At 69.7% G+C, this 14,521-nt stretch carries 10 protein-coding genes and 2 pseudogenes; 5 read left to right on the top strand and 7 right to left on the bottom strand.

Annotated features, from left to right (window positions below):
* Window positions 1-386 precede the first annotated feature (386 nt).
* Window positions 387-851 (bottom strand): cyclic nucleotide-binding domain-containing protein, encoded by a 465-nt coding sequence (locus tag OG390_RS05475; protein WP_406165429.1) that lies wholly within the window; start codon window positions 849-851, stop codon window positions 387-389.
* A gap of 418 nt (window positions 852-1,269) precedes the next feature.
* On the opposite strand from OG390_RS05475, the gene OG390_RS05470 reads away from it, so the two are divergent.
* From OG390_RS05470 to OG390_RS05460, 3 genes are all read left to right on the top strand, one after another.
* Complete coding sequence (locus tag OG390_RS05470; protein ID WP_406165427.1) at window positions 1,270-1,572, top strand: hypothetical protein; 303 nt, start codon at window positions 1,270-1,272, stop codon at window positions 1,570-1,572.
* Between the two features lie 5 nt (window positions 1,573-1,577).
* Complete coding sequence (locus tag OG390_RS05465; protein WP_406165425.1) at window positions 1,578-2,453, top strand: universal stress protein; 876 nt, start codon at window positions 1,578-1,580, stop codon at window positions 2,451-2,453.
* A 272-nt stretch (window positions 2,454-2,725) separates the two neighbouring features.
* Entirely contained in the window at window positions 2,726-5,110 is a 2,385-nt protein-coding gene (locus OG390_RS05460) for a phosphoketolase (RefSeq protein WP_406165423.1), read from the top strand.
* A gap of 62 nt (window positions 5,111-5,172) precedes the next feature.
* Here OG390_RS05460 and OG390_RS05455 read toward each other — a convergent pair.
* The 5 genes and pseudogenes from OG390_RS05455 to OG390_RS05435 all read right to left on the bottom strand — a co-directional run.
* Window positions 5,173-5,412, bottom strand: a pseudogene (locus tag OG390_RS05455) (RICIN domain-containing protein); the annotation flags it as partial.
* An 87-nt stretch (window positions 5,413-5,499) separates the two neighbouring features.
* Window positions 5,500-7,557 carry a beta-galactosidase gene (locus OG390_RS05450; RefSeq protein WP_406165422.1) on the bottom strand — a complete coding sequence of 686 codons (2,058 nt, stop codon included), beginning with the start codon at window positions 7,555-7,557 and terminating at the stop codon, window positions 5,500-5,502.
* A 100-nt stretch (window positions 7,558-7,657) separates the two neighbouring features.
* Window positions 7,658-9,001, bottom strand: coding sequence for an ABC transporter substrate-binding protein (locus OG390_RS05445; protein ID WP_406165420.1), 1,344 nt, complete (start codon window positions 8,999-9,001; stop codon window positions 7,658-7,660).
* Window positions 9,002-9,093: 92 nt separating this feature from the next.
* Window positions 9,094-10,038 (bottom strand): carbohydrate ABC transporter permease, encoded by a 945-nt coding sequence (locus OG390_RS05440; RefSeq protein WP_406165418.1) that lies wholly within the window; start codon window positions 10,036-10,038, stop codon window positions 9,094-9,096.
* Window positions 10,039-10,042: 4 nt separating this feature from the next.
* Window positions 10,043-10,969, bottom strand: coding sequence for a carbohydrate ABC transporter permease (locus OG390_RS05435; RefSeq protein WP_406165417.1), 927 nt, complete (start codon window positions 10,967-10,969; stop codon window positions 10,043-10,045).
* A gap of 194 nt (window positions 10,970-11,163) precedes the next feature.
* Here OG390_RS05435 and OG390_RS05430 point away from each other — a divergent pair, with 194 nt between their 5' ends.
* Entirely contained in the window at window positions 11,164-12,252 is a 1,089-nt protein-coding gene (locus OG390_RS05430) for a LacI family DNA-binding transcriptional regulator (protein ID WP_406165415.1), read from the top strand.
* A gap of 236 nt (window positions 12,253-12,488) precedes the next feature.
* Complete coding sequence (locus OG390_RS05425) at window positions 12,489-14,252, top strand: SpoIIE family protein phosphatase (protein WP_406165413.1); 1,764 nt, start codon at window positions 12,489-12,491, stop codon at window positions 14,250-14,252.
* Window positions 14,253-14,277: 25 nt separating this feature from the next.
* On the opposite strand, the pseudogene OG390_RS05420 reads toward OG390_RS05425, so the two are convergent.
* Window positions 14,278-14,520: pseudogene (locus OG390_RS05420) on the bottom strand (TIM barrel protein); the annotation flags it as partial.
* Window position 14,521 lies beyond the last annotated feature (1 nt).

Genomic DNA, 14,521 nt, shown 5'->3' with positions numbered 1-14,521 from the left:
CCGGTTGTTGATCTCGATGGTCCGCGGCGGCCGGGAGGGGGTTTCGGCGGGGTTGTCGCCGACGCGTCACCGCTTTCCTGACGGGTTGTCATGGATCTGGTGCTGTGCACGTGAGGGAGTCGAGTAGTCCACTCCCGGCAGTATCGGCGCTCAGGGAGCCGTGGTCACCTGCAGCGACAGTCATCGATTTGTGAAGGGCGGTATCCGGCCAGGCCGGGGGGGGCCGCCGGGCCGCGCCGGGACCCTCCACCAGGGCGGAGGTACGGCACGACCGCCGCGCGGAATGCCTCCGCGATGTCCGCGTCGTCTCGGAGGAACCTCCCGCGTCAGGTCTGCGGGGTGCCGTGCGGGTGGCTCCTCGGTCGTCGCGTCGCTTCACTGTTCGATCATCGGGGACTGCCGCTGCCGTACGGGGCATACAGGTCCAGGAGCCGGGTGCGGGCCGAGCGCAGACGGCGGGCGACGATGCCGCCCACCCACTCGGCGACCGCGAGGCCCAGCGCGGGGTCGTCGTGGCAGAGCGCCCGTACGGCCATGGCATCGAACTCGTACGCGCGCACCGGGGCAGTCGTCTCGGCGCCCAGATGCCAGCAGTGCGGCGCGAACAGCCAGGACCAGCCGACGAGTTCGTCGGGTCCTAGGGTCTCGATGACGGCCGCCCGGCGGCCGGGCACGCGCATGTCGAGAGCGATCGTGCCGGAGCGGATGATCCAGAACCGGTCGGCGCGTCCGCCCTCGTGGAAGAGGCGGATTCCCTCGGGGAACGACACCTCGAGGGCGATATGCATCAGTCGCTGTCTGTACTCGGCGGGCAGTGCCCGCAGCATGCCGGCGGTGGGGGGAGCGTTCATGACCGGCCTCCCGGACGGATGTACGAACCTGCCGATTCCATTGTGTGCCAGTGCCTCGACCGGAACCACGCGGCGCCTGGCCCCACACCCGGTCCATCCGGCACCACACGCCGGTTTCGGCAAGCGCATGCCTCGTCCAGCGTCAGCGGCCGTACGTCGTGCCGCGCGCCCGCGCGGACGGCCGGATCCCCCGGCCGAGGCGGCTTTGCACGTTGCCGCCGCGGCGGCCGGTCATAGGGCCGATCGGCCCCCGCCGAGTACCTCTGGCCCCTCCAGCGCGAACACCCTGGACACGACGCTGGAATCGGATGCCCCGATTTCAGGAGGTGGAGACCATGCCCCGCGCCGTACTCCACCATGCCGCGGCCCCCGCGGCTGTCGTCCCGCACCACTGATTCGTCCCGAGGAGAGACAGAACATGCAGGCAGCCGTCGTACCGGCCTTCGGAAAGTCCCTGGTGATCGAGGAGTCCCGCGATCCGGTGCCCGGCGCGGGCCAGCTCCGCGTTCGTGTCGCGGCCCCGGGGTTGTGCCACGGCGTGATCGACTCCGGCGTGGGCATCCGGCAGAACCCCGACGAGGTGTTCCTGCCGCACGCGGCGGGGCACACCCGGGTGATCTCCCTGTCCCGCCCCCTGGCCTCGGTCGACGAATCCTTCCAGGACGTCTCGCACGGCCCGCTCGAGGCGCGGAGCGTCTACCCGTTCCCCGACGGAAGGTGAGGATCATGGAGCTGCCTCTGGTCGTGGGCGTCGACGGTTCCGAGTCGAGCCTGCGTGCCGTGGACTGGGCGACGGACGAGGCCGGCCTGCACGGACTGCCGCTCCGGCTGGTGTACGCCTCGCTCTGGGAGCGCTACGAGGGCACCTCGCTCGCTCAGGGACCGGACCGCCCCTCGGAACAGGTGATGGCCGAGGACATCGTCGACGCAGCCGCTCGGCGGGCACACCGTCGCGACGTGGAGGTGAAGGTCTCCACCGATCTGCTGCCCGAAGAGCCGGTCTCCGCACTGCTGCGCGAGAGCCACAACGCCACCGCACTGATCCTCGGCGCCCGCGGCCGCAGCGCCATCGCCGAACTGCTGCTCGGCTCGGTCGGCCTCACCGTCGCCGCCCGCGCCCACTGCCCGGTGATCGTGCTGCGCGGCAGCCACGACAACCAGGCGAAGTCCGGAACACGGCAACGCATCGTGCTGGGAGTCGGCGAGGAGCCGCAGAACTCCGCGGCCGTGCGCTTCGCCTTCCAGGAGGCGGAGAAACGGCAGGTCACTCTGGAGGCTGTAGGGTCCTCGCGCCGCCCTGCGCACGAGGCCACCGGCGGCCCGCGGCCGGCCGGGGACTGCGCTGATCTCCACGAGCAGGGGGTCGCGGACACCCTCGATGCCGCGCTGCGCGCCGCTGCGGCCGACCATCCGTCCGTGGAGGCGCACCGGCGCACCGTCGAGGGCTCCACCCGCAAAGCCCTGCTCGACGCCTCGGTCACCGCCGACCTGCTCGTCGTCGGGGCCGAGCGTCGCCACGGCCATTTCGGGCTGGGCCGGGTCGCGCACGCCGTGCTGCACCACGCGGCCTGCCCGGTCGCCGTCGTACCGCAGCTGGTGTGAACGCCGTGACCGACTCAGGGGCGTGCCGCATGAGCGGAGCGCAGAGATCCGGATCACGCGGTCGGGCGCATGAGCCCGACACCGGCGAGGCCCGCCGCCCGGGACGGTTCACGGCACGGTCCGCGTGACCCCGGGGTCTCGGGCGCCCGGGGTCTTGGATGCCCGGGGTCTTGGATGCTCGGAGACTCCCTTTGCTCGTGCCGCCGGCCACGCCGTCTGCTCCGCTCGACGCCGTACCTCGATGACGTACCTCTACGACTTACGGAGTGACCATGCCCAAGGTCGAACACCAGGACAGCACCGTACTGACCGATGAGGAACTGCGCACCCTGGACGCCCACTGGCGGGCCGCCAACTACCTTGCCGTGGGCCAGATCTACCTGCTGGCCAATCCGCTCCTTACCGAGCTCCTCACACCCGCGCACATCAAACCGCGGCTGCTCGGCCACTGGGGCACCTCACCGGGCCTCAACCTCGTCCACACCCATCTCAACCGCGTCATCAAGGCGCGCGGTCTTGACGCGCTGTGCGTGTGGGGCCCCGGCCACGGCGGGCCCGCCGTCCTCGCCAACTCCTGGCTGGAGGGCAGCTACAGCGTGACCTACCCGGACGTGACCCGGGACGCGGCGGGCATGGCGAGGCTCTTCCGGCAGTTCTCCTTCCCGGGCGGCGTCCCCAGCCATGTCGCCCCCGAGACGCCCGGCTCGATCCACGAGGGCGGTGAGCTGGGCTACTCGCTGGCGCACGCCTATGGCGCGGCCTTCGACAATCCGGACCTGCTGGTGGCCTGCGTGATCGGCGACGGTGAGGCGGAGACCGGACCACTGGCCGCGTCCTGGCACTCCAACAAGTTCCTCGACCCGGTGCACGACGGCGCCGTGTTGCCGATCCTGCACCTCAACGGCTACAAGATCGCCAACCCGACCGTGCTCGCCCGTCTGCCCGAGCACGAACTCGACGAGCTGCTGCGGGGATACGGCCACGAGCCGATCCACGTCACCGGCGCCGACCCGCACCAGGTCCACCGTGCCATGGCCGCCGCCTTCGACCAGGCGCTGGATCGCATCGCGCTCATGCAGGCCACGGCTCGCGAGGGCGGCGTGACCGAGCGGGTGCACTGGCCCGTGATCGTGCTGCGGACGCCGAAGGGCTGGACCGGGCCCGCGGAGGTCGACGGGGTACCCGTGGAGGGCACGTGGCGCGCCCACCAAGTCCCGCTGGCCGGTGTCCGTGAAAACCCGGATCGCCTACGGCAGTTGGAGGCCTGGCTGCGCTCGTACCGTCCCGAGGAGCTGTTCGACGCCGAGGGGCGGCCCGTCGCCGACGTCCTCGCCTGCGTTCCCGACGGCTCCAGGCGACTCGGCGCCACCCCGCACGCCAACGGCGGCCTGCTCGTCCGTGACCTGCCGATCCCGTCGCTCGACCGCTTCGCCGTGCCCGTCGACAAGCCGGGGGCCACGCTGCATGAGCCCACCCGGGTCCTCGGCAATCTCCTCGAGCAGGTCATGAGGGACACGGCCGACCGCCGCGACTTCCGGCTGGTGGGCCCTGACGAGACCGCCTCCAACCGTCTGGACGCGGTCTTCGGAGCCAGCGGCAAGGCCTGGCAGGCGCAGACCCTTCCGGTGGACGAACACCTGGACCGCCACGGCCGGGTCATGGAGATCCTCTCCGAACACCTCTGCCAGGGCTGGCTGGAGGGCTATCTGCTCACCGGCCGGCACGGGCTGTTCTCCTGCTACGAAGCCTTCGTGCACATCGTCGACTCGATGGTCAACCAGCACATCAAGTGGCTCAGCACATCACGGAAGTTGGCCTGGCGCGCCCCGATCGCCTCGCTCAACTACCTTCTCACCTCGCATGTGTGGCGCCAGGACCACAACGGCTTCTCCCACCAGGACCCCGGCTTCGTGGACCACGTCCTCAACAAGAGCCCGGAAGTCGTACGGGTCTATCTTCCGCCCGACGCCAACACGCTGCTGTCGGTGGCGGATCACGTCCTGCGCAGCCGCGACTACGTGAATGTCGTGGTCGCCGGCAAACAGCCCTGCTTCGACTGGCTCTCCATGGACCAGGCCCGCGTGCACTGTGCCCGGGGCGCCGGAATCTGGGACTGGGCGGGGTCCACGGACGGAGACCGGGAACCGGACGTCGTCCTCGCCTGCGCCGGCGACGTCCCCACCCAGGAAGTCCTGGCCGCGTCCGATCTGCTGCGCCGCCATCTGCCCGAGGTCGGCGTCCGTGTGGTGAACGTCGTGGACATGACTCGGCTGCTGTCGCGAGAGGTACACCCGCACGGGATGACCGACTTCGAGTACGACGGACTGTTCACCTCCGACAAGCCGGTCGTCTTCGCCTATCACGGCTATCCCTGGCTGATTCACCGGCTCGCCTACGGCCGCACCGGCCATGCCGACCTGCATGTCCGCGGCTACCGGGAGATGGGCACCACCACGACCCCCTTCGACATGGTTGTGCGCAACGACCTGGACCGTTACCGCCTGGTCATGGACGTCATCGACCGTGTCCCCGGCCTCGGCGTCCGCGCCGCCGCCGTACGCCAGCAGATGGCCGACGTCCGCACCCGGCACCACGCCTGGATCCGCGAACACGGCACCGACCTGCCCGAGGTGGCCGACTGGACCTGGAGCGCCTGAAGACAGCGGATGCCTCTGCGCCCCCGGTGCTGTGGGGGCGCAGAGGCGAGTCGCCGGAAGGGCTATGAACCGGTCTGCTCGGTCACGTCGGAGATCTTCCACCGGTGGTTGGATCCGGAGTTCGGGGTCCACATCGTGACGGCGGATCCGTCGGCGGTGGCCTGGCCGCCCACTTCGAGGAGACGGCCGGTGGCGGCGCTGACGAGGGTCCAGGTGCCGTCGCCGGTCGTCGACATGATCCACTGGGTGGCCTTGTCACGCCGGCCGCTGTCCGACTCCAGGACGGGGGCGCCGTCGCGCACCTCGTCTGTGGTCGCTGCGGTGGATCGTCGTGCCCTGCGGGCGCAGGACACGACGGTGTGCCCCTCGGATCGATCGATCACGGGGTGTCAGAGGGCGGGCTGTCGCAGTACGGCGACGTCCCGGGGCGGCAGTACGAGGGTGCCGTCGGCATCCGCCCGGCCGATCAGGAGTTCCCCGGAGAGTCCGGTCAACGGCACCGTCTCGTCCGTGCGGTTGACCAGGAACAGATAGCGGCTGTCGGCGCCGCGGCGCACGATCAGCTCGACGCTGCCCCGTGCGCCGTCGGGCAGTTCACTGCGGACACCGGCGGGGACGAGCAGCCGCGGCAGCAGGCCGGTGAGGCCGTCCACGCCGAGCCGGGTGGAGACGTACGCGGCCGAACCCCGGCCCACCGTGCGGCGGGTGACGGCAGGGCGGCCGGCGTACGCGCCGTCACGGTAGTGGGACAGCACCTCCATATCCGGGTCGGTGACGGTGATCCGGTCGGTCCACAGAGTGCCCGTGGCGGCGCCTTCCGGCCCGGTTTCCAGCTCGACCGTGTCGCCGTCGAGCAGCGGTCCGAACTCCTCGATGCGGATGCCGAGCAGATCGCGCAGTGCTCCGGGGTACCCGCCCAGCCAGATGTGGTCGTTCTCGTCCACGACACCGGAGAAGTACGTGGTGACCAGGTGGCCGCCGTGCTCGACGTACCGCGTGAGCTCCTTGGACAGCGCCGCGGACACCATGTGCAGCACGGGGGCGATCAGCAGCTCGTACCGGTCGAGGTCGGTCCGGGTGGTGACGATGTCGGCGCGCACGCCGAGGGCGAGGAGGGCGGAGTACCAGTCGAGCGCCTCTTGGCGGTAGTCGAGGTGGGAGGTCGGGTGGGAGTCCTGTTCGCTCGCCCACCACGACTCCCAGTCGAAGACGATGCCGACCCGGGCGGGCTCGCGCTCGGTTCCGGCCACCGGAGCGAGCGTCCGGAGGGTGTGGCCGAGATCGGCCACCGCGCGGAACACCTCGCTGTCGGGCCCGGCGTGCGGCACCATCGCCGAGTGGTACTTCTCGGCGCCGGCCGCCGACTGGCGCCACTGGAAGAAGCACACGGCGTCGGCGCCGTGCGCGACGTGCAGCAGCGAGTCACGGGCCAGGTCGCCGGGCCGCTTGGCCAGGTTGACGGGCTGCCAGTTCACGGCACTGGTGGAGTGCTCCATGAGGAACCACGGATGCCCGCCCGCGATCCCGCTGACGAGGTTGGCGGAGAAGGACAGCTCGTCCCGGTCCTGCGGGCCGGGCATGACGTAGTGGTCGTTGGAGACGAAGTCGATCTCGTCGGCCCAGTCGGCGTAGTTCATCCCCTTGGTGCCGCCCATCACCATGAAGTTCGTGGTGACAGGAACACCGGGCGTGATCTCGCGCAGCAGGTCCCGCTCCGCGCGCAGATACTCCTTCAGCGCGTCGGAGGAGAAGCGCTTGAAGTCCAGCTGCTGCGTGGGGTTCGGGTAGGAGGCGGCCAGGCGGGGCGGCAGGATCTGCTCCCAGTCGCTGAACCGCTGGGACCAGAACGCGGTGCCCCAGGCATGGTTGAGGCCGTCGAGAGTGGAGTAGCGGGCGCGCAGCCAGTCACGGAAGGCGCGGGCCGCGTCGTCGGAGTAGTCGTAGATGTTGTGGCAGCCCAGCTCGTTGGAGATGTGCCAGGCCACCAGGGCGGGATGGTTCGCGTACCGCTCGGCCATCGTCCGCACCAGGCGCAGTGCGTGGTCGCGGAAGACGGGAGAGGCGGGACGCCAGTGCTGCCGCCCCCCTGGCCACAGCGTCTCACCGGAGGCGGTCACCGGGAGGATCTCCGGGTGCGCCGTGCTGAGCCAGGGCGGCGGGGAGGCGGTCGCGGTGGCCAGGTCGACCCCGATACCGCCCGCGTGCAACAGGTCCATGACCTCGTCGAGCCAGCTGAAGTCCCACTCGTTCTCGGCCGGTTGGATGCGGGCCCAGGAGAATATCCCCACGGAGACGATGGTGACGCCGGCCTCGCGCATCAGCCGTACGTCTTCCTCCCACACCTCGCGCGGCCACTGCTCGGGGTTGTAGTCGGCGCCGTACACGAGGCGTGGGGTGGGGTCACCGTCCGGCCCGTGCTGCAACTGGGACAGGAGGGTGGAGATCATGGTGGTCCTTCCGGTGTGCTGCACGGGCGGCGCGAGGTACGTAGGTGTTTCCCGGCGGCTGCCGCTGAGCGCTCGCTCCGCAGCGGCAGCTTTCAGGCGGTTACTTCTGGACGGTGAAGCCCTGCTCGTTCCCGTACTTGACCGAGGCGTCCTGCCAGGACGTCAGAGCGGCGGTCAGCTTGGTTCCGGAGACGTAGGCCTTGCCGACGGTGTCGTTGAAGATCGAGTTGGCGTAGACCTGGTAGGGCAGGTACGACCAGTCCGAGGCGACGTTCGCGGCCGAATCGGCGAAGATCTTGTTGGCCTTCTGCCCGCCGAAGTACGGGAACTCGGTGTTCTGGAAGGTGCTGGACTGGAGGTCCGCGGTGGTCGCCGGGAAGGAGCCCGCCTTGAGGCGGGTCTGCACGCCCTTGCCGGCGTTCGCGTACTCGGCGAAGGCGTAGGCGAGTTCCTTGTTCTTGCCCAGCGTGGGCAGCGCGAGGGAGCTGCCGCCGTTCTCCGCGCTGGCCTTGTCGCCCGCGGTCCACGCGGGCAGCGGAGCCGCGCGCCAGTCGCCGGACGCGCCCTTCACGCCGGTGGCGAAGTTGGCGGGCATCCAGGCGCCGGTGGCGAGGGTCGCGATGGTGCCGTCGCCGAGCCCCTTGTACCAGTCGTCGGTCCAGCCGGAGATGGGCGCGAGCAGCTTCTCGTCGAGGAGCTTCTGCCAGACGGCGGTGTACTTCTTGGCGCCCGCGTCGGAGAAGTTGATCGTCACCTTGGTGCCGTCGACCTTGTAGGGCCGCGAACCGGCCTGCCACAGCAGGCTGGTGGTCTCGCCCGCGTCGCCGGTGTCATTGGCGATGTAGGCCTTGGGGTCGGCCTTGTGCAGGGCACGGGCCGCGGTCAGGTACTCGTCCCAGGTGGTCGGCACCTTGATCTTGTACTTGTCGAAGACCTTCTTGTTGTAGAACAGCGCCATGGGCCCGGAGTCCATGGGCAGGGCGTAGGTGTTCTTGGTGCCGGCCTTCACGGCGTTCAGCGGGCCGGGGGAGTACTTGCTCGCGAGCTTGTCCGCGCCGTACGGCGTCAGGTCGTCGAGCCCCTTCGTCAGGGCGTACTGGCCCAGCGCGTAGTACTCGATCTGCGCGACGTCGGGGACGCCCTTCTTCGCCGATATGGCGTTCTGCAGGGCCTTGTACTGGTCGTTGCCGGTGCCCGCGTTGACCAAGTTGACGTGGACCGCGGGGTGTTCCTTCTCGAAGTCGGCGGCGACCTGCTTGAGCGTGGGCTCCCAGGCCCACACCGTGAGGTTGCCGCCCTTCTTCAGGGCCGCGTCGACGTCCTTCGCGGAGACCGGCTTCGAGCTGGAGCCGCTGTCGTCGGAGCCTCCGCAGGCGGTCGCCCCCAGGGCGAGCGTGGAGACCAGGGCGAGGCCGCGCAGCAGGCGGCGAGGGTTCATGTGCATGGACGTGCTTCCACTTCGTCGTGGCCGAAACCGTGCCTGATGAGGGGTGAGAAATGTGGGAGAGATGGGTTGTTGCGGGGGCTTGATGGGGGTTACTCCTTGACGCTTCCGGCGGCGAGCCCGGACTGCCAGTACTTCTGGAGCAGGAGGAAAGCGGCGATCAGCGGCAGGATCGTGATCAGTGAGCCGGTGATCACCAGGTGGAAGACGGGGGTGCCGCCGGCGGTCGCGGCCTGGGCGTTCCAGCTGTTGAGGCCCAGCGTCAGCGGATACCAGTCGGGATCCTTGAGCATGATCAGCGGCAGGAAGTAGTTGTTCCAGGTGGCGACCATCGTGAACAACGAGACGGTCACGATGCCGGGCGCCAGCAGCGGCAGGACGACCTGGAAGAAGGTGCGCAACTCGCCCGCGCCGTCGATGCGGGCGGCCTCCATCAGCTCCGCGGGCACGGCCTCGGTGGCGAACACCCACATCAAGTAGAGGCCGAAGGGCGAGATGAGGGAGGGGATGATCACCGCCCACGGGGTGTCGGTCAGGCCCATCTTGCTGAACATCAGGAAGGTGGGTACGGCGAGGGCGGTGCCCGGCACCGCGACGGCACCGATGACGACGGCGAACACGGCACGCTTGCCCGGGAAGGTGAACTTCGCCAGTGCGTAACCGCCCAGCACCGCGAGCAAGGTGGCACCCCCGGCCCCGAGCACCACGTACAGCACGGTGTTCAGCAGCCAGCGGGAGAAGACGCCGTCGTTGTAGGTGAACGTCTCCTTGATGTTGTCCCACAGGGCGAAGTCGCCGTTGAACCACAACCCGAACGAATGAGCCAGCCCCTCCTGGGTCTTGGTGGCGCTGATGACCAGCCAGACCAGTGGCACGAGGGAGTAGAGCAGGATCAGGCTGGTGAGCACGGTCAGCAGCACACTGCGCCGCGGGCGCCCCGGGCTGTGTCGACGCGGCTTGCGCAGCCGGGGCACGGCGCCGGAGGAGCCGGTCGAAGGAGGTGCGGGCCGGGAGACGGTGGTGACAGAGCCGCTCATCGCTTCACGCTCCCTTGCGCATGCCGCGCAGCTGGACGACGTAGGCGATGACCATGGTGATCACGCCCATGACGATGGCGACCGTCGCGGAGTAATTGTTCTGCTGGCCCGAGAAGGACAGCGAATACGTGTAGTAGTTCGGGGTGTAGTCGGTGGTGATGGAGTTGGGCGCCAGCTTCTGCAGGATGCTCGGCTCGTTGAACAGCTGGAACGTGCCGATGATCGAGAAGATCGTCGCGATGACCAGGGCGCCGCGGATCGCCGGGAGCTTGATGGCGGTGATGACGCGGATCTGTCCGGCGCCGTCGATCTGCGCGGCCTCGTACAACGAGTGCGGGATGACGCGGAGCGCGGAGTAGAAGATCAGCATGTTGTAGCCGACGAACTCCCAGGTGACGATGTTGCCGATCGACGCCAGGATCAGGTCGGGCCCGAGCGGGTTGGGCAGCGAGACGCCGAGGGCGTCGTTGATGTCGCTCACGAGGCCGAACCGGGTGCCGTACATGAAGCCCCACATGAGGGTGGCGACCACGGCGGGCACCGCGTACGGCAGGAAGATCGAGATCCGGAAGAAGTCCCTGCCGTACAGTCGCCCGCTGTCCAGCGCGAGCGCGACGAGCAGGGCGATGCCCAGCATGATCGGCACCTGCACCAGGAGGAACAGCGACACACGTGCCAGGGAGTCCCAGAACTGGTGGTCCTGCAGGGCCTGTTGGTAGTTGTCCAGGCCCACGAAGGCGGTGCCGCCGATGAGCTGGGTCCGGAAGAGGCTGAGGTAGAGCGAGTAAGCGATCGGAGCCAGGAAGACAAAGGCGAAGACCACCGCGAACGGGCCGATGAACCCCCACCCTGTCCAGGAACGGCGGTCCCGTTTCGCCGGAGGTCGGGTCGGGGGCCGTGTCGCGGCCGCGGGTGGTTGAAGCGTTGTCATGTCGTTCCTCGCTCGTCCATCTCGGAACCGGCGTCGTACGCCGCCGCGATGTTTACGCAAACATCAAGGTCCGGAGGAGCCCTCGGGCTGTTATGTTTACGTAAACATCTGATGGCGGCATGTCTACACTGCCCCCATGTCGGCGGTCAAGGGTCGCCTGATGAAACGGCGACTCAGGTAATCGAGGGAGACGGGTGGACACAGCGGACGGTGCCTCGACGAGCAGGGATCGGGCACGCACGCGTACGGAGAAGCGGGCCGCGCGGCGCACACCGAGTGCGTCCATGGCGGATGTCGCTCGCCTGGCCGGCGTCTCGTCGCAGACGGTCTCGCGGGTGTCCAACGGTTACGCGGGCGTCAACGAGGAGACCCGGCGGCAGGTGCTCGCGGCCATGAAGGAGCTGGGCTACCGGCCCAACAGCGCCGCCCGGGCCCTCAAGCGCGGCGAGTTCCGCACCATCGGCGTCATCACCTTCAACCTCTCCACCACGGGCAATATGCGCACCCTGGAGGCGATCGCCACCTCCGCGGCTCAGGAGGGTTACGCCGTCACGCTCCTGCCCGTCGCCGTCCCTACCCAGGACGAGGTGCGTGGCGCCTTCTCCCGGCTGGGCGAGCTCGCCGTCGACGCCGTCATCGTCATCATGGAAGTGCATCTGCTCGACGCGGCGACCATCTCCCTGCCGCCCCACGTCCAGGTCGTGGTCGCCGACTCGGACGCGGGCGACCGCTACACCGTGGTCGACACCGACCAGGCAGGCGGAGCCCGTGCCGCCGTACGCCACCTCCTGGACCTGGGGCATCGCACGGTCTGGCACCTGGCCGGTCCCGAGGAGTCCTTCGCGGCACAACGCCGTGCCGACGCCTGGCGCGCCGAACTCGCCGGGGCGGGCCGTGTCCTGCCACCCGTCGTACGAGGCGACTGGTCGGCGGAGTCCGGCTACCGCGCGGGTCTGCGACTCGCCGGCGAGAAGGACTGCACGGCGGTGTTCGCCGCCAACGACCAGATGGCACTGGGGCTGTTGCGGGCCCTGCACGAGCGCGGCCGCAAGATCCCCGACGACGTCAGCGTCATCGGCTTCGACGACATCCCCGAGGCCGGCTCGTTCCTGCCTCCCCTGACCACCGTCCACCAGGACTTCGCCGAAGTGGGACGCCTGTGCGTCGAGGGAGTACTGCGACGGATGCGCCACAAGGGGGCGGAGCACGGCACTACGCTCGTCCCCACGAGACTCGTGGTCCGCGACAGCACCGCACCGGCCGCTCCTTCCGCGGGCGAGTAGAGCGGTGCTGTGCCGCGCAGGGTCGGCGCGAGCAGTATGGAGGGAATGCCGTGCGCCCCTCCGCGGGCCCTGCCCGGCTTCAGGAGCAATGGCCCGCCCCTCTGACCGGGGTCCGGCGACCGCCTGCGCGGCCCTGCTCGCCGCCCGCTGACCTCACGCGCGTGCGCGGCACGCCCGCGTGACCGATCATGGATATTCAGTGGGTCGCGGACTCCCGGGAGTCGAGGAGGAGGCCGGTGGCGCCGGATGTTCCTGCCGCGCAGCCCCTGATCTCCAGCGACGTCGAGGCGGTGCTGGCGGCGGCGGGCGGCCTTGTCGCGGGCCTGCCGCTCGGCCGTGAGTACCGCATCCTGCGCAGGATCGTGGAAGGCACGAGGGCCGCAGTGGCCGTACTCGATACCGAACTGCGCTTCCGGTACGTCAACCCGCGCATGGCCCGGGTGGACGGGCTGTCCGCCGAGGCCCACCTCGGCCGCACCCTCACCGACGTCCTGCCGGGAGCGCATCGCGCCGAGCAGGTCCTGCGTGAGGTGCTCCGGGACGGGCGCCCCCGCCAGCTGGTCCTCACCGGGTTCACCCTTGCCCCCTCGCCTCCTGCGCGCCGACTGTGGCGGGCGACGTACCACCGGCTGGAGGACGAGCACGGCAGGGTCGTCGGGCTGGTCGGGGTCGGTCTGGAGATCACCGAACCGCGCCAGACTCTGCACGCATTGGAGCGCGCCCACCAGCGTATGGCGTTGTTGGACACCGCGGTCACGCGGATCGGCACGACCCTGGACATCGACGCCACCTGCGGTGAGCTGGCCGACTTCGTGGTCCCCGAGCTCGCGGACGCCGCGGGTGTGGAGCTGTTCCAGCAGGACCGGCCGGGCGGGCGGCGGCAGACTCCGCCCGGCGTGATGCGGCTGCGCCGGGCCGCCGCCAGCGCCGCTCCGCAGCTCAGGGCCACACTGCGGGAGATCGGCGCGACCGGTGTGTCTCTGGAATACGAGGCGGGATCACCGATCCGGCGGCGTCTGGACGCCGGCGAGTCCTGGATGTTCGACCTCTCGGCGGGCGACGTGCCCGAGGGGGCGTACGCCGATTGGATCGCCCGGTATCGCGCCGTCGGGGTCCACTCCGTCCTCATCTCACCCATGGGGACCGAGGACCGGCTCCTCGGCACCCTCTCGATGGTCCGCGTCCGCCCCTCACCCCCCTTCACGCGCGAAGACGCCTTGGTGGCAAAGGAGTTGGCGGCCCGCGCCGCCCGGGCCCTGGACCGGGCCTTCCGCTATGCCCGCGAGCACGCGATGGCGCTGGAGCTGCAGCGGGCCCTGCTGACCGAGCCGACCGTCCCCCACCCGAACCTGGAGACAGCCTTCCGGTATCTGCCGGCGGACGACACCACGGTGGTCGGCGGCGACTGGTTCGACGCCCTTGCCCTGTCCCGTGCCCGCAACCTCCTGGTCATCGGCGATGTCATGGGTCACGGAGTCGAGGCGGCCGTCGCCATGAGCCACTACCGGTCCATGCTGCGGGCGCTGGCCGACACCGGACTGCGACCGCACGAGATGCTCCAGCACGCCGACCGCATGGTCGCCGACGCCGGCTTCGACCGGGTCGCCACCTGCCTGCTGGCCCTCGGCGACCCCCGTGCCAACACCATCTCCTACGCCAACGCGGGACACCTGCCTCCCGTTCGGCTCACTCCGCAGGGACACACCGAGATCGTGCCCCTTCCGGTGGGTCCACCGCTGGGCACCGGATTCGGCTCGTACGAGACCGTCACGCGTCCGGGAGTGCCCGGCGGGACGCTGCTGCTCTACACCGACGGCCTGGTGGAACGCCGGGACGAGGACATCGACGACTCCCTGCGCCGCCTCACTCGCCTGAGACTTGCTCCACGAGACAGTCTCGACAAGATCGTCGACGATGTCCTGGCCCAGCTGATGAGCGGCCCCGCGGAGGACGACGTCGCCGTGCTCGCCGCCCGCGTGCACGGCCACATCCACCTCTGAGGCACGCGGGTGAGGTGCTCGGCGTCTTCTCGCGCATGAGGACCGACGACTCCTCGGCCCGTTCCTCCCAGGCGAACACGCAGTCCGTGAGGGTGCCGTCGAAGTCGTGGGACTTCAGCTCGCGGTACAGCTCGTCGAAGTCGACCTCGCCCTGCCCGATGTCCAGGTGCTGGTGGATACGGGCCGCGGTGCCGGTCGGATCGAGGATGCACCGGTTGCCGCAGGAGGCGGTGTGGCCGAAGGCGCCGGCGAGATGCACATGGGGGAGT

Source organism: Streptomyces sp. NBC_00996 (assembly GCF_045162675.1).
Lineage (GTDB): Bacteria > Actinomycetota > Actinomycetes > Streptomycetales > Streptomycetaceae > Streptomyces.
This window is presented reverse-complemented; position numbering and strand designations above follow the sequence as displayed.

What these genes read in the sequence shown, in the direction of transcription:
- OG390_RS05475 (WP_406165429.1), bottom strand. Translation starts at nt 851, where the DNA reads ATGAACGCTCCCCCCACCGCCGGCATGCTGCGGGCACTGCCCGCCGAG.
- OG390_RS05470 (WP_406165427.1), top strand. Translation starts at nt 1,270, where the DNA reads ATGCAGGCAGCCGTCGTACCGGCCTTCGGAAAGTCCCTGGTGATCGAG.
- OG390_RS05465 (WP_406165425.1), top strand. Translation starts at nt 1,578, where the DNA reads ATGGAGCTGCCTCTGGTCGTGGGCGTCGACGGTTCCGAGTCGAGCCTG.
- OG390_RS05460 (WP_406165423.1), top strand. Translation starts at nt 2,726, where the DNA reads ATGCCCAAGGTCGAACACCAGGACAGCACCGTACTGACCGATGAGGAA.
- OG390_RS05450 (WP_406165422.1), bottom strand. Translation starts at nt 7,557, where the DNA reads ATGATCTCCACCCTCCTGTCCCAGTTGCAGCACGGGCCGGACGGTGAC.
- OG390_RS05445 (WP_406165420.1), bottom strand. Translation starts at nt 9,001, where the DNA reads ATGCACATGAACCCTCGCCGCCTGCTGCGCGGCCTCGCCCTGGTCTCC.
- OG390_RS05440 (WP_406165418.1), bottom strand. Translation starts at nt 10,038, where the DNA reads ATGAGCGGCTCTGTCACCACCGTCTCCCGGCCCGCACCTCCTTCGACC.
- OG390_RS05435 (WP_406165417.1), bottom strand. Translation starts at nt 10,969, where the DNA reads ATGACAACGCTTCAACCACCCGCGGCCGCGACACGGCCCCCGACCCGA.